The sequence below is a fragment of the Nocardioides sp. WJ219 genome, from assembly GCF_058559815.1.
The window spans coordinates 717,757-738,054 of sequence record NZ_JBZUJV010000001.1 but is presented as its reverse complement, the minus strand read 5'-3'; the positions used below and the strand labels follow the sequence as shown (position 1 = coordinate 738,054).

Sequence of the window (20,298 nt, the reverse complement as noted above, 5' to 3'; positions counted from 1 at the left end):
TGGTCTCGTCTGGTCCCGCTTCGTCACGTCGCCGCGACGAGACGGACGAGGGCCCGGTCCGTCCGGACCGGGCCCTCGTTGCTCCGCGACGAGCGCGGACGGTGCGTCAGGGTGCTGCGCTGATCGGGCCGCCGGTCTCGGCAGCCTTTTCCTTGGCGGCGCCGACGGCGTCACCGGCCTTCTCCTTGGCGGTGTCGGCGACGCTGCTGGCCACCTCGCCCGCCTTCTCCTTGGCGGCACCGGCGGCGGCCTGGACCTTGGGGTTCTCGGCGACCTTCTGGGCGCCGGCGCGGATCTGCTCGTAGCGGTCGCGACCGGCCCGGGCGCCGACGACGTACCCGGCGGCGAAGGCGAGCCCGAGAGACAGCTTGGACATGAGGGACCTCCTGGTGGGTGTCCCTCCTGTCTACCCAACGCGTCGCGACGCCGGGCACACGCTCACGGGTGAGGCGAGCGAGAGCGCCGTCCAGGGCGAGCCGGTTCAGCCGCGCAGACGCTGGACCCGGACCGTCTGACGCCGGATCTCACGGTCGGTCCACGGGAACCGGACCCACTTCTCCTGCGAGAAGAGACGGGTCTGGTCGGCGGAGTAGCGCGAGCGCGGGTCCTCGTCCTGGCCGTAGGTCAGGATCGTGCGCGCGGTCAGCCCGCCCTTGCGCAGGAACGCGATCGACTGGATGTGCGACGAGCCGTAGGTGATCGACCGGAGCCGGTCGCGGTGGGTGCCCGGCGACCGCGACGCCAGCGCGTTGGCATTGCCGGCGGCGTCGCCGAGGCCCCCGCCGAGGGGGACGGCCGGCGCGCCCCGGTCACCGGCGACCTGGAGCCGGCCCCAGGGCGCGTCGAAGGAGACCTTGCGCCGACGCAGGAAGTCGATCGCCGCCTGCATCGCCGCGACCACCTGGGGGTTGGTCTCGGCGAGGTCCCGAGGCGTGTTCAGCGGGTCGGCGGCGTCGAAGGGCACGGTCCACAGGCCGTCGGCGGGCGCTCGGCTGATGAACTCCTCGAAGATGTGGGTGCCGACCGAGGTGGTGTCCGACCGGCCGTCCCACGCCTTCAGCACCGCGCACGCCCGGGCCTCCCCCGTGGCGGCACACACCTGGTCCAGGTCGCCGCCGACGCGCATCACCTCCGCCGCGCGCAGCCGGTTGCCGTGCTGGTGCGAGGTGAGGGTGGCCGGGGTCTCCCTGCGCCCGCCGCGGAGGCGGTCGATGACGTACTGCGAGACCATCCGCGTCCGCATCGTCCGCGCACACCGCTCGCACCCGATGATCGACGCGTACCCCTCCAGCTGGGCGGCGGGGTGGGGCAGCCAGTAGGAGTCGTTGGCGTTCATCACCCAGTCGCGACGGACGACCGCAGGCAGGTTGCGCGGACCGAACATCCCCGGGCGCTGCGCATCGGGGTCGGCGCCCCACGCGCAACTGCTCCCCGCGAAGGTCCCGTCGAGCCCCGGGAGTCCGGCGACCTGGTCGAGCAGGAGGCCGACCGGTGTGAGGCAGCGCTGCTTCATCGCGTTGGTCACGTGCGGGACGACGGAGTGGTCGGCGTAGAGCACGTCGCCGCGGCGGTCGGCCGCGGTGGTGTTGACCCACGGCATCCCGCCCGCGCGGTCCTGGCGGCGCAGGAGGTCGCGGACCGAGGTCGCCTTGCCCATCTGCAGGAACGTGTCGATGGTGCGCAGGTGCTCACCGTTGGCGTCGCGGATCGCCCAGACGCTGGCCAGGCCCCAGGGCATGAGCGTGGCGGGCGAGTCGACGACGTAACCCTGGCTGGTGCGCCAGACGTCCTCGCGGACCGTGCCCACGGTGCCGTTGGGGCGCTTGACCCTGACGGTCACGAACCGCCGCTCGAGCCGTCGCGGCCCCCGGTCGGTGAGGTAGGTCGTGGAGCCGTTCAGCAGCTTGTACTCGTACGGCGTGAACCGGTACGCCGTCGAGACGGTGTGGCTCCAGGCCACGTGGCCGTTCCAGCCGATGTTGACGGCCGGGGACCCGATGAGCGAGGCGCCGGCGACGTCGTATCGACCGGGGATGGTGAGGTGCTGCTGGGTGAAGCGGTAGCGGCCCCGCCACGGGAAGTGCGGGTTGCCCAGGAGCATCCCGCGCCCGGTGGAGGACGCGTTGCCGCCGATGGCCGTCGCGTTCGACCCGAACGGGCTGCTCGGGTCCTTGCCGAGGGCACGCAGCAGCGCGTCGCGGTCGACCTGGGAGGCCCGCAGCGGTAGCTCGGGCACGCCGGGATCGGTCAGCGTCGGCGGGGCGGCGTCGGCGATCTCCTTGACGAAGACCCCGGTCGAGGCGAGCAGGTTGGCGAGGTAGACGCCGTAGTAGAGGTCCAGGGTGGTCAGGTTCGGTCGCAGGTACCCCGCCCCGCGGCACCCGGGATCGGTCACCCGCTGGGTCCGCAGCCAGCGGTTCACGCCGGCGACGTAGCCCGTGACCATCTGGCGGGTCTCGGCCTGGGGGCCGGACCTGCCACGCAGGAGCTTCTCGACGACCCGCCGGTTGTGCAGGTCGGTGACGAGCGTGTCGACCTGCAGGTTGGAGCCGTTCATCGAGACGTGGTCGTCGTAGCGGCCTCGCGGACCGAACCAGCGTGAGCGCTGGCCGCGTCCGGTCACCACGGTGTCCATGAGCGTGCAGATCGACGCCTCGGCGGCGGCGTAGCCGCTCCCGAACCCGAGCGACGCGAACGACCTCGCCGTGACGTGCGGGATCCCGTGCCGGGTCCAGCGGATGGTGGCGTCGTAGCGCGGGCGTGGGGTTCGCGCCGGTGCGGCAGCAGCGCTCGGCAGCGCGCCGACCGCGGGCGCCGGGCCTCGCACCGGCGCGGCCTCGGTGGGCGAGGACGGCACGGCGACGAGGGCCGGGACCAGGACGAACGCCGCGAGGGCGCTGAGACCGCGGGTACGGCTGAGGCGTCGGAGGCGTCGGGGGCGTCGGGGCTGGCGCATGACCGTCCAACGGACGGGTGTGACGGCAGTTACGTCAGAGCACCGAGGTCTCGACCCGGTGCGGAGGATCACGCCGTCGGGAAGGTCTGCCGACCGCGAAGACGGAGGCGGAGGCCTGCCCCCGAGCGTCGGGCCTGTCGCACCCGGCGGACCAGCACGGCGCAGCGTCCCTCGGCCGCCCTCGGGGGCGACGAGGCGGCGGAGGCGGGGGCCACCGCACGGTCGACGAACCTGCAGAAGGCGGCGCCGAGCTGCTCGGCGGTCGGGTGGTCGGGCGCGCCGGGACCCAGCACGTCGTGCAGTGCGTCGCGCAGCCGACGGGCGACCGGGCGGGGCACCGCGAACCACCCGTGCGCGGCGTCGACGTCGTCGTCGATCACCAGCACCGTGGCCGTCTCCCCGGTGGCGCTGGACGCCTGCGGCTGCGGGGCAGGCCCGCCGACGTCGCTGACCAGCGTCGGGCGCGGCGAGGACTCGGGCGCGGGCGGTCCGGAGACCGCGCCGCCGTAGCTCGGTACGGGGTGCACGGCTCGCAAGGCGCGACGACCCTCGACGCGCAGGCCTGCCGCGTCTCGCCGCCCGGCCTCCGCGAGGAGGCGCTCGGTCGCCGCGGTGCGGTCACCTGGGAGCTGGGCCACCTCGTCGAGGATCACCTGCGCCTGCTCGGGAAGGAGCTCGCCGCGGGCCATCGCCTCCCGCACGACGGGGCTGGCGCTCAGGGCGGCCGCCAGGCGAGCCCTGGCATGGGTGGACTTCCGGGTCCGACCGGTCTGCATCGCGAGCCAGGTGGCGGTGGAGGACGCGCCGGCCTGCTGCCCGGCGTGGACCGCCTCGGACTGGTGCAGGGTGCGCAGCTCGAGCTCGGCGACCTGGTTGGCCAGGGTCGCGAGGGCGAGCAGCTGTTGTCGACATCGCTCCCCGTCGTAGTCACGCAGCGACGAGGTCGCCACCCGGCTCAGCAGGGCGGAGGCCTGCATGACGGCGTCCTCGACGTCGGGGGTCGGGTCGGGATCGTGGCCGCTGATCTGCGGCAGGGTCTGGGTGCTCATGCCCGTCAGCGCACCAGGGCCCGGGGACAGGCGCACGCCACGCTCGGCGCACCTGTGGACAACGCCTCCAGCGGAGTGGCCTGTGGACGACTCCTGGCTATTTCCACAGGGCCACACGGACCTTCGAGCCGGGGAGACCCCGGGTCTCAGAGGTAGAGACCGGCCGCCTCGTCGCCGAGGCGGTCGGCGGCGACGGCGTGGACGTCGCGCTCGCGCATGACGACGTAGGTCTCGCCGTGCACCTCGACCTCGGCCTTGTCGTCGGGGTCGAACAGGACCCGGTCGCCGACCTCGACGGCGCGGGCGTGCGGTCCGAGCGCGGCCACCCGCGCCCAGGCGAGCCGCCGCGCACCCATCGCCGCGGTGGCCGGGATCACGATGCCGCCGGAGGAGCGACGCTCGCCGGCGTCGCGGTCGAGCTCGCACAGGATGCGGTCGTGCAGCATCTTGATCGGCTGCTTGTCAGCCATCGTCGACTCCTGGGTGCCGGGTCAGCGGGTGATGCGGCGGAGCACGACGAGCACGACGAGGGTGCCGACGACGCCGCCCACGGTCTTGAGGATGTTGTCGGTGCGCGGCTCGCCAGTGACCGGGTCGACGTAGTGACCCTTGATCGCCGCCACCTCGCGGCTCGCGATCGTCTTGGGGTGCGAGCGGTGCAGGAGCTGGTCGATGGTGGTCGCCAGGCGCTCCCGCGTCTCCTCGATCTCGCGCTCGAGGTCGGACAGTTCGTTGCTCACCCGCGCAGGCTATCCGAGGCGCCGCGTTCCGGTGTAGCCCGGGCCGAGGACGGCAGCATCCGTCGGTCGACCGAGCGCGGGTCGAACCCGAACGGCAGCTCGAGGCGGTGGGCGCGCATCAGGTCGTCGTCGGTGAGCAGGTCGTACGTCGCACCGTCCGCAACCACGTGCCCGTCGCTGAGGACGACCGAGCGTGGGCACAGCTCGAGCGCGTACGGCAGGTCGTGGGTCACCATCAGGACCGTCACGTCGAGGGAGCGGACGATGTCGGCGAGCTCGCGCCGCGACGCGGGGTCGAGGTTGGACGACGGCTCGTCGAGGACCAGCACCTCCGGCTGCATCGCCAGGACGGTGGCGACCGCGACCCGGCGGCGCTGGCCGAAGGAGAGGTGGTGCGGTGGCCGGTCGGCGTGGTCGGCCATCCCGACCTGCTCGAGCGCCTCGTGCACCCGACGGTCCAGGGCGTCGCCCCGCAGCCCCAGGTTGGCCGGGCCGAAGGCGACGTCGGCGCGCACCGTCCCCATGAACAGCTGGTCGTCGGGGTCCTGGAAGACGATCCCCACCCGGCGTCGGATCTCGCCGAGGTGGCGCTTCTCGACCGGCAGGCCACCGACCGCCACCGAACCGGCCCCGGCGGAGAGGATCCCGTTGAGGTGCAGCACCAGCGTCGTCTTGCCCGCCCCGTTGGGTCCGAGCAGCGCCACCCGCTCGCCGCGGTCGAGGCTCAGGTCGACGCCGTAGAGCGCCTGGTGGCCGTCGGGGTAGGCGTAGGCCAGGCCGCGGACGTCGAGGACCGGGACGTCGACGACAGGGACGCTCACGGAGTCCGCTCGGTGCCGTAGCCGCGGGAGAGCATCGCGAGGTGGACGCGCTCGCCGCGCTCGTAGGAGCGCACGAACAGCGCGCCCAGGGTCCGGGCCAACGCCGGCCAGTGCCGCGGTGAACGGGGGTCGACGCCACGAGAACGCATGGCGACCATCATCCGACCGAGGTCGGCGGTCACGACGTCGAGGTAGCGGATCATGAAGGACATGATCTGCACCAGCAGCTCGGGCATCCGCAGCCGCCGCAGGCCCGCCAGGACGTCGGCGGGGGCGGTGGTCGCGGCGAGGGTCAGGGACGACAGGACCCCGATGGTGCCCTTGGCGGCGAGTCCCCAGGCGGCCACGAGGCCGGGCTCGGACACGCTGAGGCCGAGGACGTCGAACCGTGGTCCGGTCGCGACGAACGGGATCAGGATCGCGAAGACGAGGAACGGGATCTCGACGACCATGCGCCGGACGACGAATAGCACCGGCACCCGGGCCGCGAGGACGACCCCGAGCACGACCAGCGCGTAGGCCGGGAAGGCGGCGTACCAGTCGCGGGGGGTGGCGACCACCAGCAGGACGAACCCGAGGAGTGCCACGAGCTTGAGGTGCGCCGGGGCGCGGTGGACCGCGCTGTGGCCGGGGTGGTGCAGCCGGTGGCTGTGACCGGCGCCCACGTCAGGACGACGTCTCTGCCGGCTGCTGCGTCCGGTCCCCGTCGCTGCCGTCGCTGCCGTCAGTGCCCTCGGCACCCTCGGTGCCATCTGCGTCGCTGCGGTCACCGGAGCCCCGGCGGCGGACGGCGTAGGCGAGACCGCCCATGAGCAGCAGCGTGACCAGGACGCCTGCGACGCCGGCGATCCCGCCGCCCAGGCGGGCGTCGTCGACGCCCTTGGTGCCGTAGTCGGCGAACGGGCTGTCGCCGGTCTTGGGGTCCTCGGCGGAGTCGAGGAAGCCGGTCTCGCCGGCGACGAACTCGAGGCCGTCGGGGTGCTCGCTGGCGTAGTAGCTGCCGACGCCCGCGACGAGGAGGGCGAGCAGGAGCGCGGAGACGAAGAAGGTGCGACGGCTCATCGGACGGCCGCCGTCCGGATCTCGAGGGGGCGGGACCCGGTCAGGCCGCGGGCGCCCTGGACCAGGTCGGGCCGGGACGCGACGACCGCGGCGACGACGAGACCGGTCACCAGTCCCTCGCCGATCCCGATCAGGGTGTGCCAGCCGACCATCGCGGCCAGCACGTCGCCGATCTCGACCGGCGCGGTGCCGCCGACGGCGAACAGGGCGGTGAAGATCACCGCGACCAGCGGCACCGAGACCAGGGCGGCGAGGCCGGCGGCGGGCGGCACGGACGTCAGCCGCTTGGGCAGGACGGCGCGCAGCCCGACGAAGGCGGCGTACCCGAGGAAGCAGCCACCGAACGCCATCAGCACGATGTTGGTGCCCAGGGCCGTGACGCCCCCGTCGGCCATGAACAGCGACTGGACGATGAGCACGACGCTGATGCACAGCGAGCCGGTCCAGGGTCCGACCAGGACGGCGGCCAGGGCGCCGCCGAGGAGGTGCCCGCTGGTGCCGGCTCCGACGGGGAAGTTCATCATCTGCCCGGCGAAGACGAACGCGGCGACCAGCCCGGCCATCGGCGCGGTGCGGTCGTCGAGCTCGGCGTGGGCCTTGCGCAGCGCCACCGCCACGCCGGCCGCAGCCACGACACCGGTCACGACCGAGGTGGGCGCGTCGAGGAATCCGTCGGGTACGTGCATGGGTCGGTCCCACCCTCAGTAGGTTGGCGAGCGGCGGACCGCCCTGACGTTGGACACAATAGGTTGCTGCAAGCAGTTCGCAACAACCGCACCGGCGGATTGCCCTCACCTCCGACCCGGCCAGGAGCAGCCCGATGACCCAGACCACCCGCCTCGCCGCCGGCGACACCGCACCCGGCTTCACCCTCGTCGACGACACCGGCGCCGAGGTGTCCCTCGCCGACCTCGTCGCGACCGGGTCCCGGGTCGTCGTGTACTTCTACCCGGCCGCGATGACCCCCGGCTGCACCAAGCAGGCCTGCGACTTCAGCGACTCCCTCGACTCGCTGCGCGCGGCCGGCCTCGAGGTCGTCGGCATCTCCCCCGACAAGCCCGAGAAGCTGGCGAAGTTCCGGGACAAGGAGGGGCTGACCATCCGGCTGCTCTCCGACCCGGACAAGACGGTGATGCAGCAGTGGGCGACGTACGGCGAGAAGCAGATGTACGGCAAGACGGTGCAGGGCGTGATCCGCTCGACGTTCGTCGTCGGACCCGACGCCCGCGTCGAGGTGGCGCAGTACAACGTCAAGGCCACCGGGCACGTCGCCAAGCTGCGCCGCGACCTCGGACTGGACTGATCCCCCGACCGGGCCGGCTGACAGACTGGCCCGCACGCCGGAGTGGTGGAACTGGCAGACACGCAGGTTTTAGGTACCTGTGCCCTAGGGCGTAGGGGTTCGAGTCCCCTCTCCGGCACCGCGCGGGTGGTGGCCCCATACTGGGGGCCGTGAGCGAGCAGAGCCCCTGGGGCAGTCCCCCGCCGAACGGTCCCCTCGGGCAGCCGCCCCACACGCCGCAGCCCCCGCACCAGCCCGTGCCGTACGCCCAGCCGGGGCCCGGCGGTGCCGGCTACGGCGGCGGGTACGGCGGGAGCACGCCGTACGGCGGCAACCCCTACGGCGGCGGTCCGCAGCCGCCGAGGAAGCGCACCGGGCTGATCATCGGGATCGTGGTGGCGGTGCTGCTCGTCGCCGCCGCCTTCACCGTCACCCTGATCGTGGCCTCGAACGACGACGAGCCCGACGAGGCCTCGCCCTCGGAGACTGCCACCGACTCCAGCGACCCGACCGAGTCCAGCGACCCGACCGAGCCGACCGAGCCGACCGACTCGACCGAGCCGACCGAGCCGACGACCAGTGACGCTGCCCCCGGGCCGAGCACGGTGCAGGGTGACGGCTACACGTTCGAGCTGCCCAACGAGGCGTGGACCGACGCGACCTCCGAGGCCTCCGAGCTCGGCGGGCCGACCATCGACACGGTCGTCGTGCTCGGGCCCTCGATCGAGCTGGCGCAGAGCAACGTCATCGTGGAGGCGCTCCCCTCCGGCCTCGCCACGTCGCTCGAGGACCTCGAGGGCACCTGGAAGCGCAACCTGGCCAGCACCGACAACGCGACCCCGACCCCGATCGACGAGATCACGATCGACGGCGAGCGCGCCATCGGCGTCCGGATCGACGACCGGGTCAACGCGGCCGGCGACCCGATCATCCAGATCGCCTACCTGACCCTGCACGACGACGACCAGTACTCGATCGGCCTGTCCTTCGGCGCCCAGGGCGACGCGGTGTCCGAGGACGACTTCGAGGCACTGCTCGACAGCTGGAGCTGGGAGTCCTAGAGCCGGCCGCCGCCGGCCCGGGACCCGCTCGAAGGGTCAGGCCAGCAGGTCCGGCAGCACCGGCGCCAGTTCCCGGAGCGCAGCGCCGCGGTGCGAGATCGCGTCCTTGTCGGCCACGCTGAGCTCGGCGGTGGTCAGCCCGGGTCGCGCGTCGGCGACGAACAGCACGTCGTAGCCGAAGCCGCCCTGCCCCCGGACCTCGCGGACCACGGTGCCGTCCATGCGTCCCTCGACCACGTGCTCGCGGCCGTCGGGCAGCACGACCGCGACGGCGCAGGTGAAGTGCGCGCCACGCCGGTCGTCGGGCACGTCTGCGAGCTGGTCGAGCAGGAGACGGTTGTTGCGGTCGTCGTCCTTGGGCGGTCCGGACCAACGGGCCGAGAGCACGCCCGGCATCCCGTTGAGCGCGTCGACGCACAGGCCGCTGTCGTCGGCGATCGTCGGCAGCCCGGTCGCCCGGACGCCGGCGTGGGCCTTGAGGAGCGCGTTGCCCTCGAACGTAGGGGCGTCCTCGACCGGCTCGTCGTAGGCCGCGACGTCGTCGAGCCCGAGCACGGTCACACCGGGCACGTGCTCGGCGAGGATCCGCTCCATCTCCGCGATCTTCTTCGCGTTGCGCGACGCGAGGTGGAGCCGCGGCGGCACGGTCTCAGGCACCGAGCGCGACCCGCTGCAGCTCGGTGAGGTCGGCGCACCCCTTCTCGGCCAGGGTCAGCAGCGCGTCGAGCTCGCGGCGGTCGAACGCCGCCTGCTCGGCGGTGCCCTGGACCTCGACGTAGGACCCGGCGCCGGTCATCACGACGTTCATGTCGGTCTCGGCGCGCACGTCCTCGACGTAGGGCAGGTCGAGGCGCGGGACGCCGTCGATGATGCCGACGGAGACCGCGGCGACCGAGCCGGTCAGCGCCCCGGACACGCCGAGCGAGGCGCAGGCGTCGACCAGGGCGACGTAGGCGCCGGTGATCGCGGCGGTGCGGGTGCCGCCGTCGGCCTGGAGCACGTCGCAGTCGAGCTGGATGGTGTTCTCGCCCATGGCCTGGTAGTCGATGACCGCGCGCAGCGAGCGGCCGATCAGCCGGCTGATCTCGTGGGTGCGGCCGCCGATGCGGCCCTTGACCGACTCGCGGTCGGAGCGGGTGTGGGTCGAGGCCGGGAGCATCGAGTACTCGGCCGTGACCCACCCGAGCCCGGAGCCCTTGCGCCACCGGGGCACGCCCTCGGACGCCGAGGCCGCGCACAGCACCCGGGTCTTGCCGAACTCGACCAGCACCGACCCCGCGGCGTGGTCGAGCCAGCCGCGGGTGATGGTCACCGGGCGCAGCTCGTCGTCGGCGCGGCCGTCCTCGCGGGTGCTCATGCGGCCGACCCTAGTGACCGGTGCTCCTCACCCCCGAACCGGGGCACGGCGATGCTCCGCCCGTGGACCGGGCCTGCACGAGCAGCTCGTCGGGGCCGACCTCGACGAGCGCGACGCGGCGTACCCGGTCGCCGACAGGCTGCCGGCACCGGGACGACCGGCGGGCTGACTACTTCACCTCGGCCCTGACCAGGCGCCACAGACCGATCGCGAACGGGATGGCCAGCCAGATCGTGCCGGTCACCGCGATCTGCGCCCACTCCTCGCCGGTGGCGCGGTAGTCGCCGGTGAACAGCGGCGTCTGGGCGGTGTTGAACTCCAGCCACGGCACGACGTCGTCAAACCCGTCGATCAGGGCGCCGAGCGTGCCGGCCACGATCGGCAGGATGAAGGTGTAGACGAAGTAGGCGACGATCGCCGCGGCCGAGTTGCGCAGCAGCATCGCCAGCGCGAACCCCACCAGGACGCCGAGCAGGCTGGTGAGCAGGAAGTTCTGGACCTCGTTGGCGCCGAGGTCCCAGACCGCCTCCCCGCCGTTGACCGGGCTGAGGAGCACGCCGAACGCCGCGATGATCGCGCCGATCACGAGCGCGACGACGGCCAGGCCGAGGCCGGAGACGATCTTGGCCTTGATCACCCGGGTGCGCCGGGGCTCGAGGGTGAACGTCGCCAGGCCGGTGCGCTGGGTCCACTCGCTGGTGACGAGCAGGATCATCAGGATCGGCAGGAAGTAGCCCAGGATGCCGCCGGACAGGCCGAGCATCTCGATGTAGCCCTGCGCGTCCTCGGGGAACGCCAGCGCGCCGATCGCCGTGGCGACCAGGACGAGGCCGACGATCGAGATCGTGAACCAGCGCCCGGCACGGGTGTCGAACGCCTTGCGGGTCTCGACCGCGACGAGCCGACCGAACGGCACCGGCTCGTCGTTGCTGATGTCGATGGTGCGAGCCAGTGGGGTCGCGGTGGGTGCGGTGCTCATGCTGCGGCTCCTGCGGTGGGGGCGGTCTGGTGGGGTACGGCGTCGCGCTGGCTGTCGGAGGTCAGCTCGAGGAACAGGTCCTCGAGGCCGGCGCCCCCGGTGCGCAGCTCGGTGAGGACCAGGTGGTGCTCGAGGGCGGCGCGGCCGACGTCGGCCGGGGTCGCGGCGACCCGGAACGCGTCGCCGTCGGAGGCGGCGTCGTACCCCTCACGGCGCAGCGCCTCCTCGAGGGCGTCGCGGTCGAGGGCGGCGACGATCGTGCTGACCTTGCCGTCGCGGGCGAGCAGCGACTGCTTGTCGCCCTGCGCCACGATCCGGCCGCGCCCGATGAGGATCATCTCGTCGGCGACCAGCTCGACCTCGTTGAGCAGGTGGCTCGAGAGCAGCACGGTGCCGCCACGCCGGGCGTAGCCCTTGAGCAGGTCGCGCATCCACCGGATCCCGGCCGGGTCGAGGCCGTTGGCCGGCTCGTCGAGGATCAGCACCTCGGGGTCACCGAGCAGGGCGTGGGCGATGCCGAGACGCTGCTTCATGCCGAGGGAGTAGTTGCGCAGCCGGCGCCGCGCCTCGGCGTCGGTGAGGGAGACGGTGGCGAGCATCTCGTCGACGCGGCTCGAGGGCAGGCCCATCGTGCGGGCACCGAGCTCGAGGATCTCGCGGCCGGTGCGCCCGGCGTGCTGCGCACCGGCGTCGAGCAGGACGCCGACGTGCCGTCCGGGGTTGGGCAGGTCGCGGTAGAGGTGGCCGCCGATGGTGACGCGGCCGTGGCTGGGCGGCGTGAGCCCCACCATGACGCGCATGGTGGTGGTCTTGCCGGCGCCGTTGGGTCCCAGGAACCCGGTCACGCGGCCGGGCTCGCAGGTGAAGGAGACGTCGTCGACGGCGGTGAAGCCGCCGTAGGTGCGGGTGAGCCCGTTGACTTCGATCATGGCTCCACCCTCGTGCGGGTCGGACCGTCGCACATCGGTCCGGCGCATCGACGTCGCCGACCAAAGTCGCAGGTGGGCGGACCGCGGGACGATGCCGGGCGGTCCCCCGGTCCCTACGCTGGTCAGCGTGCCCGACGTCGTCCGCTCCAGCCCCGAGGAGTACCAGCCGCGCCTGACGTGGTGGGGGCACGCGTGGCGCTACGTGCTGGCCGCGCTGGTCAGCCTCGTGGTCTGGTTGACGATCGACCACGGCCGCCACGACGCCGCGCTGGTGGCCGACGTCGTCCTGGGCGTGGCCGCGTGGGTGCTGGTCGGCTTCCGGCGCCGGTGGCCGCTCGCGATCGCCGTCGCGGTCGCCACGATCGGGGCGTTCTCGGCCGTGGCGGCCGGGCCGTCGGTGCTGGCCGCCGTGTCGCTGGCGACGCGGCGGCGCTGGGGTCCGGTGCTCGTGGTGGCGGTCGTCAACTTCGTCTCCTCGACGGTGTTCAGCGAGCTCTACCCGCCCTCGGGGTCCGAGGCGTGGTGGGTCACGATGATCACCAACGTCGTGTTCATCTCCGCGGTGCTGGCGTGGGGCATGTACATCGGCTCGCGCCGCGAGCTGCTCTGGACGCTCCGGGCGCGGGCCGAGCGGGCCGAGGCCGAGCAGGAGCTGCGCGCCAACCAGTCCCGGCTCGAGGAGCGGGGCCGGATCGCCCGGGAGATGCACGACGTGCTTGCGCACCGGATCTCCCAGATCTCGATGCGGGCCGGGGCCCTCGGCTACCGCGACGACCTGTCGGTCGCGGAGCTGCGCGACGGGGTCACCGTGATCCGCGAGGCCGCCAACCAGGCGCTCACCGACCTGCGCGGCGTCCTCGGGGTGCTGCGCGACGGCGACGGCCTGCTGCACACCCCGCAACCGACGTACGCCGACCTCGGCGACCTGGTCGACGAGGCGCGGCGCACCGGGCTGCGCGTCGAGTACGACGACACGGTCGCGGCCGCACCGGAGCCGGTGCCGGACGCGACCGGTCGCACCCTGTACCGGATCGTGCAGGAGGGCATCACCAACGCCCGCAAGCACGCCCCCGGTGCCGAGCTCTCGATCGACCTGCACGGCTCGCCCGACGACGGCATCGACGTCGTGCTCACCAACCCCCTCGGGTTCGGCCCGACGACGACGCCCGGCGCCGGCCTGGGCCTGGTCGGCCTGGCCGAGCGGGCCGAGCTGAGCGGCGGGCGGATCGAGCACGGCCCGGCGGACGGCTCGTTCGTGCTCCGCGGCTGGATACCGTGGGCCGCGTGAGCGCGATCCGGGTCCTGCTCGTCGACGACGACCCGCTGGTCCGCTCGGCGCTGCGGCTGATGCTCGGGGGCCAGGCCGACCTCGAGGTGGTCGGCGAGGCGGTCGACGGGGCCGACGGCGTACGCCGCGTCGCCGAGCTGGCGCCCGACGTCGTGCTGATGGACATCCGGATGCCGCGGCTCAACGGTCTCGAGGCGACCCGCACGGTGCTGCAGGGTCCGCACCCGCCCAAGGTGATCGTGCTGACGACCTTCGACGCCGACGACCACGTCGTCGAGGCCCTGGCCGTCGGTGCCGACGGGTTCCTGCTCAAGGACACCCCGCCGTCGGAGATCGTCGCGGCGATCCACAAGGTTGCCGACGGCGACCCGATGCTGTCGCCGTCGGTCACCCGGACCCTCATCGCGCAGCTGCGTCACGGCGACACCGACGTCCGGGCGCGGGCCGCGGAGGCGCGACTGGCCACCCTGACCGAGCGCGAGCTCGAGGTCGCGCTCGCGGTCGGGCGGGGGCTCTCCAACGCCGAGGTCGGCGCCGAGCTGCACCTGTCGGTGCCGACGGTCAAGACGCACGTGTCGCGGCTCTTCGACAAGCTCGGGGTGACGAACCGGGTCCAGATCGCGATCTGCGTGCACGACGCCGGGTTGGACTGACCGGGACCCGGGTCGTCGCGACCGGGATCCGGGTCGTCGCGACCGGGACCTACTTCACCTCGGCGCGCAGGATCCGCATCAGGCCCAGCACGAGCGGCAGGACCAGCCAGATCGTCCCGGACACCAGCAGCTGCGCCCACTCCTCCGCGGTGTCGACCGAGAGGTCGTAGAGCGGCCCCTTCGCGTACTCGAAGTCGATGTAGGGGCGCAGGTCGGCGAACCAGCCGACGTAGGCAGCGATGATCGAGAAGGCCACCAGCGGCAGCAGCCGGTAGATGAAGAACGCCACGATCGCCGCCGGGGTGTTGAGCAGCAGGCAGGCCAGCGCGAACCCGAGCGTCATCGCCAGCACCTGGGTGACGAAGAAGCCGCCGATCACGTCGCCCTGGAAGTCCCAGGTGGTCTGGTCGGGGTTGACGGCCTCGCAGATCAGTGCGCACAGGAACCCGACCAGGACGCCGAGGACGACGGCGGCGAGGGTGAGCAGGAGGCTGACGAGGTACTTGGCCAGCATCACCCGGAAGCGGCGCGGCTCGATGCTGAAGGTCACCATCGCGGTGCGCTGGGTCCACTCGGTGCTGACCAGCATGATCGCGAGCACCGGGAGCGCGATCGCGGTGATGTAGGTGGCCAGGGCGGCGTAGTCGCCCGGGGTCGACGCCTCGTCCTGGGCGATGACGAGGACCAGGAACAGCCCCTCGACCATCACCACCAGGACCGCGATCCCGACCACCAGCCAGAAGCTCGCGAGCGTGTCGACCGACTTGCGCAGCTCGACCTGGACCAGGCGCCACATCGGGATCGCCGGGGTGCCCGAGAGGTCGATGGTCGGGCCGGGCAGCGCCGCGGGCGGACCCGACGGCGGACCGGACGGCGGACCGGACGGCGGACCGGACGGCGGACCCGACGGCGGGCCGGCGTACGGCGGCGGGGCGGGGTGACTCATCGGGGACCTCCCGGGTAGCCGGCGGGCGGGGACGGGAAGCCACCGGGCGGCGGCCCGTAGGGCGGGGGTGCCTGCCCCGGTGGCGGCTGCGGGAAGCCCGGCGGTGGGGGCGGGCCCGCGGGGAAGCCCCCGGGCGACTCGCGCTGGGTGGAGGAGGTGAGCTCGAGGAAGAGGTCCTCCAGCCCGCCCTCGACCGCACGGAGGTCGGTCAGGACGATCTGGTGCTCGGCGGCGGCGCGGCCGACGTCGACGGCCGCGCACTCGGCGCTCAGCCCGGAGCCGAGGGAGGTGACGGTGATCCCCTTGTCCCGCAGCACGGCGGCGAGCCTGTCGTTGTCGAGGGCGACGACGTTGGTGGTCACGGCGCGAGCTCCGCGGTTGGACTCCAGCAGCGACTTCTTGTCGCCCCGGGCGACGATCCGGCCGTGGCCGATGAGGATCATCTCGTCGGCGATCTGCTCCACCTCGTGCAGCAGGTGGCTGGACAGCAGGACGGTGCCGCCGCGGTCGGCGTAGCCCTTGAGGAGTCCGCGCATCCAGCGGATGCCGGCGGGGTCGAGGCCGTTGGCGGGCTCGTCGAGGATCAGCACCTGCGGGTCGCCGAGGAGGGCGTGGGCGATGCCGAGGCGCTGCTTCATGCCGAGCGAGTAGTGGCGCAGCCGTCGGGCCGCCTCGTCGTTGGTGAGCGAGACCAGGTGCAGCATCTCCTCGACCCTCGACTTGGGCAGTCCCATCGCGGTCGCGCCGAGGGTGAGGATCTCGCGCCCGGTACGGCCGCCGTGCTGGGCGCCGGCGTCGAGCAGCACCCCCACGTGGCGGGCCGGGTTGCGCAGCTGGTGGTAGGTGTGGCCGCCGATCGTGGCGCGACCGCGGGTGGCCGGGGTGAGGCCGACGAGGATCCGCATCGTCGTGGTCTTGCCGGCGCCGTTGGGTCCCAGGAAGCCGGTGACCCGGCCGGGCTGGCAGGCGAAGGAGACGTTGTCGACGGCGGTGAAGTCGCCGTAGGTGCGGGTGAGCCCCTCGACCGTGATCATGGCCGACACTCTGCCCGACGCGACGCGTCCGACACCGTGAGCGCGCCGCCGACCCCCGAAGCCGTCACCCGGCGTTCTCGAGGACGACGGCCAGTCCCTGCCCGACGCCGATGCAGATCGACGCGACGCCCCAGCGCTCGCCGGACTCGCGCAGCCGGTGCGCGAGGGTGCCGAGCACCCGCGCCCCGGACGCGCCGAGCGGGTGGCCGATGGCGATCGCGCCTCCCCAGGTGTTGGCCAGACCCGGGTCGACGGGCCAGGCGTCGAGGCAGGCCAGCGTCTGGACGGCGAAGGCCTCGTTGATCTCGACGGCCCCGATGTCGGACCAGGTGATCCCGGCGCGCGCCAGCGCGCGGTTGGCGGCCTCGACCGGTGCGAGACCGAAGTCCTGGGGGTCGAGGGCGTGGGCGCCACGACCCGCGATCCGGGCCAGGGGCGCGACCCCGAGGTCGGCGTCCGCGCCGCCGATCAGCAAGGCCGCCGCGCCGTCGTTGAGCGGGGAGGCGTTGGCGGCGGTGATCGTGCCGTCGGGCCGGAACGCCGGCGCGAGCCCGGCCAGCCTCTCCGCCGTCGAGCCGGGCCGGATCCCCTCGTCGCGGACGAGGTCGACGCCGGGCACGGGCACCACCAGGTCGTCGTAGTGCCCGGCCTCCCAGGCGGCGTCGGCGAGACGGTGCGAGCGGGCGGCGAGCTCGTCCTGCCGCTCCCGCGAGATCGAGAGCCGCTCGGCCAGCGCTTCGTTGCACTCCCCCAGCGACGTCGTCCAGTTCGCCGGCATCCGCTCGTTGACCAGCCGCCAGCCGAGCGTCGTCGACACGGCGGTCACGTTGCCGGCCGGGAACGCCCGTGACGGCTTGGGCAGCACCCACGGCGCCCGGGTCATCGACTCGACCCCACCCGCGACCACGACGTCGGCGTCACCGGCCTCGACGAGCCGCGAGGCCGTCATCGCCGCGTCGAGGGAAGAGCCGCAGAGCCGGTTGACCGTGACGGCCGGGACGCTGGTCGGCAGCCCGGCGAGCAGCACCGCCATCCGCCCGACGTTGCGGTTGTCCTCGCCGGCCTGGTTGGCGCAGCCCCACACGACGTCCCCGATCCGAGCCGGGTCGAGGTCGGGTGCCCCGGCCAGGACCCCGGAGAGCGCGGCCGCGGCCAGGTCGTCGGGGCGGACGTCGGCGAGCGCGCCGCCGAAGCGCCCGAACGGGGTGCGGGCGGCGGCGTACAGGTAGGCACTGGTCACGCGACGACCGTACGAAGTCGGGCACCGCGGCGCGACCCCGAGGGCCGGCTCAGACCTCGAAGGTGGCGCCGACCTCGGCCAGGTCGATCGGTCCGGAGTACGCCGTGCGCGCCTCCGCGAGCATGCCCTGACGGTCGAACCACGGCGGCACGTGGGTGAGCACCAACCGGGCGGCGCCGGCGCGCGCGGCGGTGGCGCCGGCGTCGACGCCGGTGAGGTGGATCCCCGGCGGGTTGTCGTCGACCTCGCGGAACGACGCCTCGCACAGGAAGACCCCGGCGTCGGCGGCGACCTCCTCCAAGCCCGCGCACGGGGCGCTGTCGCCGCTGTAGCCGACCGTCGCGGAGCCGGCGCTGATCCGCAGCCCGTAGGCCTCGATCGGGTGCTCGACCGGCACCGGCCGCACCGAGAACGGGCCGAGGTCGAACGCGCCGGCGTACTCCTTGAACTCGAACACGTCGGTCATGCCGAGGCCGTCGGGCAGGCCGTAGGCATCCGACATCCGCTCCCCCACACCGGTCGGGCCCCAGACCGGGATCCGCGGCTGGGTGCCCTGGGGGTGGTACTTGCGCAGCACGTAGAAGCCGCACAGGTCGCAGCAGTGGTCGGGGTGCAGGTGGCTGAGCAGCACCGCGTCGATGCTGAGCGCGTCGACGTAGCGCTGCAGCGGCCCGAGGGCGCCGTTGCCGAGGTCGAGCAGGATCCGCCAGGTCCGGGTGCCGCCGGCGGCGTCGGGGTCGGCGACGTCGGCCTCGAGGAGGTAGCAGCTCGCCGGGGAGTCGGGTCCGGGGTAGGAGCCGGAGCAGCCGATGACCGTGAGCCTCATGCCATGCCTCCTGCGAACTGGCTGGCCGCGACCATCTCGGGCCCGAGGAAACGACGTCCGATCGTCTCGAACTCGACCGGGGACCCCGTCGTCACGAAGCGGTACGCCGGCTCGCCGGTCTCGCGCATCAGGCCGCTGTCGGCGAGCATCCGGTAGACGTCCTTGGCGCACTCCTCGGCGCTGCTGACGAGCGTGACGTCGTCGCCCATCACGTAGGAGATGACGCCGGTGAGCAAGGGGTAGTGCGTGCACCCGAGGATGAGCGTGTCGACGCCCTCGGCGACCAGGGGGTCGAGGTAGTCGTGGGCGGCGGCGATCAGCTCGTCGCCGCCGGTGATCCCGGCCTCGACGAAGTCGACGAACCGCGGGCACGCGCGGGTGGTCAGCGTGATCTGTGGCGCGGCGGCGAACGCGTCGTCGTAGGCGCCGGACTCCGCGGTCGCCCGGGTGCACACGACGCCGATACGGCCGGTGTGGGTGGCGGCGACGGCGCGCCGGGTGGCCGGGAAGATCACCTCGACGACCGGGACGTCGTAGCGCTCCCGGGCGTCGCGCAGCACGGCGGCGCTCGCGGAGTTGCACGCGATCACCAACGCCTTGACGCCCTGGTCGACGAGGTGGTCGAGGCACTCGAGGGCGTACTCCCGGACCTCGCCGATCGGCTTCTGGCCGTAGGGCTGCCGGGCCGTGTCGCCGACGTAGAGCAATGACTCGTGCGGCAGCTGGTCGATGACCGACCGGGCCACCGTGAGTCCGCCGAAGCCGGAGTCGAAGATGCCGATCGGTGCGTCGCGCTGGCCGGGGCTGTCGGGCCACCGGGTCGGCGTCGGCGGGGTCACGAGAACCAACCGTACGGCGTGCGGGCCGCTCGGCGCAGTCGCCCCGCACGTGATCTGCGCGATGCTGCGTCCGGGGTCTTCCTCTTCATAGGGTGAGCGGGTGCTCTCGGTCCGGGACCTCCGTCGCCTCGTCGCTGCCGTCGCCGTCTCGGGGGTGGTCATCACGACCGCCGCCGTCGCGACCCCCACCTCGGCCCCGGCCGCGGGCTCGGCCACAGGGCCGGTGTTCGCCGCCCTGCCCGACGACCCGCAGGTGCTGGTCGTCTCCCTCGACGGCCTCAACCCCGACGCGCTCGAGGCGCTGGGCGCCGAGGGCGCGCCGAACCTGCTGCGGATGTTCGCCGAGGGCGCCGGCACCCTCGACGCGCGCACCCAGGTCGAGGAGACGGTGACCCTGCCCAACCACACCAGCATGGTCACCGGGCGGCGCATCGACCGCCGGCACGGCGGTCACGGCGTGACCTGGAACGACGACCGGCCGCGGCCGTCCACGGTCCACCGGGCGGCACGGCACCGGATCGGCTCGGTCTTCTCCCAGCTGCAGGGCGCCGGCAAGTCCGGCGCGCTGTTCTCGACGAAGACCAAGTTCGCCCTCTTCGAGCGCTCCTGGCCGGCGGCGGTCGACCACCTGCTGATCCGCGAGGAGCAGGACGCCGCCGTCACCGCGGCCGCCCGCCAGGACCTGGTCGCAAGCGACCGGGCGTTCACCTTCCTGCACCTCGGCGCGGCCGACAAGGCCGGTCACCGGGCCGGCTGGATGTCGCGGCCCTACCTCGACGCCGTACGCCTGCTCGACGGGCTCGTGGGCTCGATCCTGGCCGGCGCCGACGCCACGCCCGAGCTGGCCGACCTCACGATCGTGCTGACCGCCGACCACGGCGGCGTGCCGGGCTCCACGTCCCACGGCGCGGTGCGCCGACGCGCCAACTTCCGGATCCCCTTCGTCGTCTGGGGCGCCGGCGTCGCTCACGCCGACCTCTACGCCATCAACCCCGGCTACCGGGAGCCGGGCGCCGCGCAGCCTGCGCTGCGCGGCAAGCAGCCGGTCCGCAACGGCAACGTCGCCAACCTCGCGCTCGACCTGCTCGACATCGACCCGGTGCCCGGGAGCCGGTACGGCGTCAAGCGGCCACTGCGGGTCGTCGCGGCGCCCTGACGTCCTGACGTCCCGACGTCCCGACGTCCCGACGTCCCGACGTCCCGACGTCCCGACGTCCCGACGTCCCGACGTCCCGA

At 73.3% G+C, this 20,298-nt stretch carries 23 protein-coding genes and 1 tRNA gene; 6 read left to right on the top strand and 18 right to left on the bottom strand.

The window, feature by feature from the left end:
- Window positions 1-106: 106 nt before the first annotated feature.
- From AC4MBH_RS03610 to AC4MBH_RS03570, 9 genes are all read right to left on the bottom strand, one after another.
- Entirely contained in the window at window positions 107-376 is a 270-nt protein-coding gene (locus AC4MBH_RS03610; protein ID WP_491792967.1) for a hypothetical protein, read from the bottom strand.
- 105 nt (window positions 377-481) lie between these two features.
- Complete coding sequence (locus AC4MBH_RS03605) at window positions 482-2,956, bottom strand: penicillin acylase family protein (RefSeq protein ID WP_491792966.1); 2,475 nt, start codon at window positions 2,954-2,956, stop codon at window positions 482-484.
- Between the two features lie 68 nt (window positions 2,957-3,024).
- Window positions 3,025-4,005 carry a hypothetical protein gene (locus AC4MBH_RS03600; protein WP_491792965.1) on the bottom strand — a complete coding sequence of 327 codons (981 nt, stop codon included), beginning with the start codon at window positions 4,003-4,005 and terminating at the stop codon, window positions 3,025-3,027.
- Between the two features lie 146 nt (window positions 4,006-4,151).
- Complete coding sequence (locus AC4MBH_RS03595; protein ID WP_491792964.1) at window positions 4,152-4,475, bottom strand: GroES family chaperonin; 324 nt, start codon at window positions 4,473-4,475, stop codon at window positions 4,152-4,154.
- A gap of 21 nt (window positions 4,476-4,496) precedes the next feature.
- On the bottom strand, window positions 4,497-4,745 hold the full coding sequence (locus AC4MBH_RS03590) for a DUF3618 domain-containing protein (protein WP_491792963.1): 249 nt from the start codon (window positions 4,743-4,745) through the stop codon (window positions 4,497-4,499).
- Window positions 4,742-5,566, bottom strand: coding sequence for an energy-coupling factor ABC transporter ATP-binding protein (locus tag AC4MBH_RS03585; protein ID WP_491792962.1), 825 nt, complete (start codon window positions 5,564-5,566; stop codon window positions 4,742-4,744). Before AC4MBH_RS03585 ends, AC4MBH_RS03590 begins: the two co-directional genes overlap by 4 nt.
- Complete coding sequence (gene cbiQ / locus AC4MBH_RS03580; RefSeq protein WP_491792961.1) at window positions 5,563-6,231, bottom strand: cobalt ECF transporter T component CbiQ; 669 nt, start codon at window positions 6,229-6,231, stop codon at window positions 5,563-5,565. Before cbiQ ends, AC4MBH_RS03585 begins: the two co-directional genes overlap by 4 nt.
- Window position 6,232: 1 nt before the next feature.
- Window positions 6,233-6,628, bottom strand: a complete 396-nt coding sequence (locus AC4MBH_RS03575) for a PDGLE domain-containing protein (protein ID WP_491792960.1) — start codon at window positions 6,626-6,628, stop codon at window positions 6,233-6,235.
- The gene (locus AC4MBH_RS03570) at window positions 6,625-7,314 is read right to left on the bottom strand and encodes an energy-coupling factor ABC transporter permease (protein WP_491792959.1); all 690 of its coding nucleotides are present in this window, start codon (window positions 7,312-7,314) and stop codon (window positions 6,625-6,627) included. The genes AC4MBH_RS03575 and AC4MBH_RS03570 overlap by 4 nt, the downstream gene beginning before the upstream one ends.
- Window positions 7,315-7,448: 134 nt before the next feature.
- On the opposite strand from AC4MBH_RS03570, the gene bcp reads away from it, so the two are divergent.
- The 3 genes from bcp to AC4MBH_RS03555 all read left to right on the top strand — a co-directional run bounded on the left by bcp (window position 7,449) and on the right by AC4MBH_RS03555 (window position 8,971).
- Window positions 7,449-7,931 (top strand): thioredoxin-dependent thiol peroxidase, encoded by a 483-nt coding sequence (bcp, locus tag AC4MBH_RS03565; RefSeq protein ID WP_491792958.1) that lies wholly within the window; start codon window positions 7,449-7,451, stop codon window positions 7,929-7,931.
- Window positions 7,932-7,967: 36 nt separating this feature from the next.
- A tRNA-Leu gene (locus tag AC4MBH_RS03560) sits at window positions 7,968-8,049 on the top strand.
- Between the two features lie 31 nt (window positions 8,050-8,080).
- Window positions 8,081-8,971, top strand: a complete 891-nt coding sequence (locus AC4MBH_RS03555) for a hypothetical protein (protein ID WP_491792957.1) — start codon at window positions 8,081-8,083, stop codon at window positions 8,969-8,971.
- Window positions 8,972-9,007: 36 nt separating this feature from the next.
- Here the strand turns inward: AC4MBH_RS03555 and rdgB are convergent, their stop codons facing one another.
- The 4 genes from rdgB to AC4MBH_RS03535 all read right to left on the bottom strand — a co-directional run bounded on the left by rdgB (window position 9,008) and on the right by AC4MBH_RS03535 (window position 12,236).
- On the bottom strand, window positions 9,008-9,628 hold the full coding sequence (gene rdgB / locus AC4MBH_RS03550) for an RdgB/HAM1 family non-canonical purine NTP pyrophosphatase (protein ID WP_491792956.1): 621 nt from the start codon (window positions 9,626-9,628) through the stop codon (window positions 9,008-9,010).
- A complete protein-coding gene (gene rph, locus AC4MBH_RS03545) occupies window positions 9,621-10,328 on the bottom strand; it encodes a ribonuclease PH (RefSeq protein WP_491792955.1) in 708 nt (235 codons plus the stop codon). The genes rdgB and rph overlap by 8 nt, the downstream gene beginning before the upstream one ends.
- A 169-nt stretch (window positions 10,329-10,497) precedes the next feature.
- Window positions 10,498-11,307 carry an ABC-2 transporter permease gene (locus tag AC4MBH_RS03540; protein WP_491792954.1) on the bottom strand — a complete coding sequence of 270 codons (810 nt, stop codon included), beginning with the start codon at window positions 11,305-11,307 and terminating at the stop codon, window positions 10,498-10,500.
- Complete coding sequence (locus AC4MBH_RS03535) at window positions 11,304-12,236, bottom strand: ABC transporter ATP-binding protein (protein WP_491792953.1); 933 nt, start codon at window positions 12,234-12,236, stop codon at window positions 11,304-11,306. The genes AC4MBH_RS03540 and AC4MBH_RS03535 overlap by 4 nt, the downstream gene beginning before the upstream one ends.
- A 127-nt stretch (window positions 12,237-12,363) precedes the next feature.
- Between AC4MBH_RS03535 and AC4MBH_RS03530 the strand changes: the two genes are divergently transcribed.
- Both AC4MBH_RS03530 and AC4MBH_RS03525 read left to right on the top strand, forming a co-directional pair.
- Window positions 12,364-13,524, top strand: coding sequence for a sensor histidine kinase (locus AC4MBH_RS03530; protein WP_491792952.1), 1,161 nt, complete (start codon window positions 12,364-12,366; stop codon window positions 13,522-13,524).
- Complete coding sequence (locus AC4MBH_RS03525; RefSeq protein ID WP_491792951.1) at window positions 13,521-14,177, top strand: response regulator; 657 nt, start codon at window positions 13,521-13,523, stop codon at window positions 14,175-14,177. The genes AC4MBH_RS03530 and AC4MBH_RS03525 overlap by 4 nt, the downstream gene beginning before the upstream one ends.
- A 49-nt stretch (window positions 14,178-14,226) precedes the next feature.
- On the opposite strand, the gene AC4MBH_RS03520 is transcribed toward AC4MBH_RS03525, so the two are convergent.
- The 5 genes from AC4MBH_RS03520 to murI all read right to left on the bottom strand — a co-directional run bounded on the left by AC4MBH_RS03520 (window position 14,227) and on the right by murI (window position 19,062).
- Complete coding sequence (locus AC4MBH_RS03520) at window positions 14,227-15,123, bottom strand: ABC transporter permease (protein WP_491792950.1); 897 nt, start codon at window positions 15,121-15,123, stop codon at window positions 14,227-14,229.
- On the bottom strand, window positions 15,120-16,157 hold the full coding sequence (locus tag AC4MBH_RS03515; protein ID WP_491792949.1) for an ABC transporter ATP-binding protein: 1,038 nt from the start codon (window positions 16,155-16,157) through the stop codon (window positions 15,120-15,122). Before AC4MBH_RS03515 ends, AC4MBH_RS03520 begins: the two co-directional genes overlap by 4 nt.
- 64 nt (window positions 16,158-16,221) lie before the next feature.
- On the bottom strand, window positions 16,222-17,397 hold the full coding sequence (locus tag AC4MBH_RS03510) for a thiolase family protein (protein WP_491792948.1): 1,176 nt from the start codon (window positions 17,395-17,397) through the stop codon (window positions 16,222-16,224).
- Between the two features lie 49 nt (window positions 17,398-17,446).
- On the bottom strand, window positions 17,447-18,223 hold the full coding sequence (locus AC4MBH_RS03505) for an MBL fold metallo-hydrolase (RefSeq protein ID WP_491792947.1): 777 nt from the start codon (window positions 18,221-18,223) through the stop codon (window positions 17,447-17,449).
- Window positions 18,220-19,062 (bottom strand): glutamate racemase, encoded by an 843-nt coding sequence (murI, locus tag AC4MBH_RS03500; protein WP_491792946.1) that lies wholly within the window; start codon window positions 19,060-19,062, stop codon window positions 18,220-18,222. The genes AC4MBH_RS03505 and murI overlap by 4 nt, the downstream gene beginning before the upstream one ends.
- 100 nt (window positions 19,063-19,162) lie before the next feature.
- On the opposite strand from murI, the gene AC4MBH_RS03495 reads away from it, so the two are divergent.
- On the top strand, window positions 19,163-20,218 hold the full coding sequence (locus AC4MBH_RS03495) for an alkaline phosphatase family protein (protein WP_491792945.1): 1,056 nt from the start codon (window positions 19,163-19,165) through the stop codon (window positions 20,216-20,218).
- The last annotated feature ends 80 nt before the right edge of the window (window positions 20,219-20,298 follow it).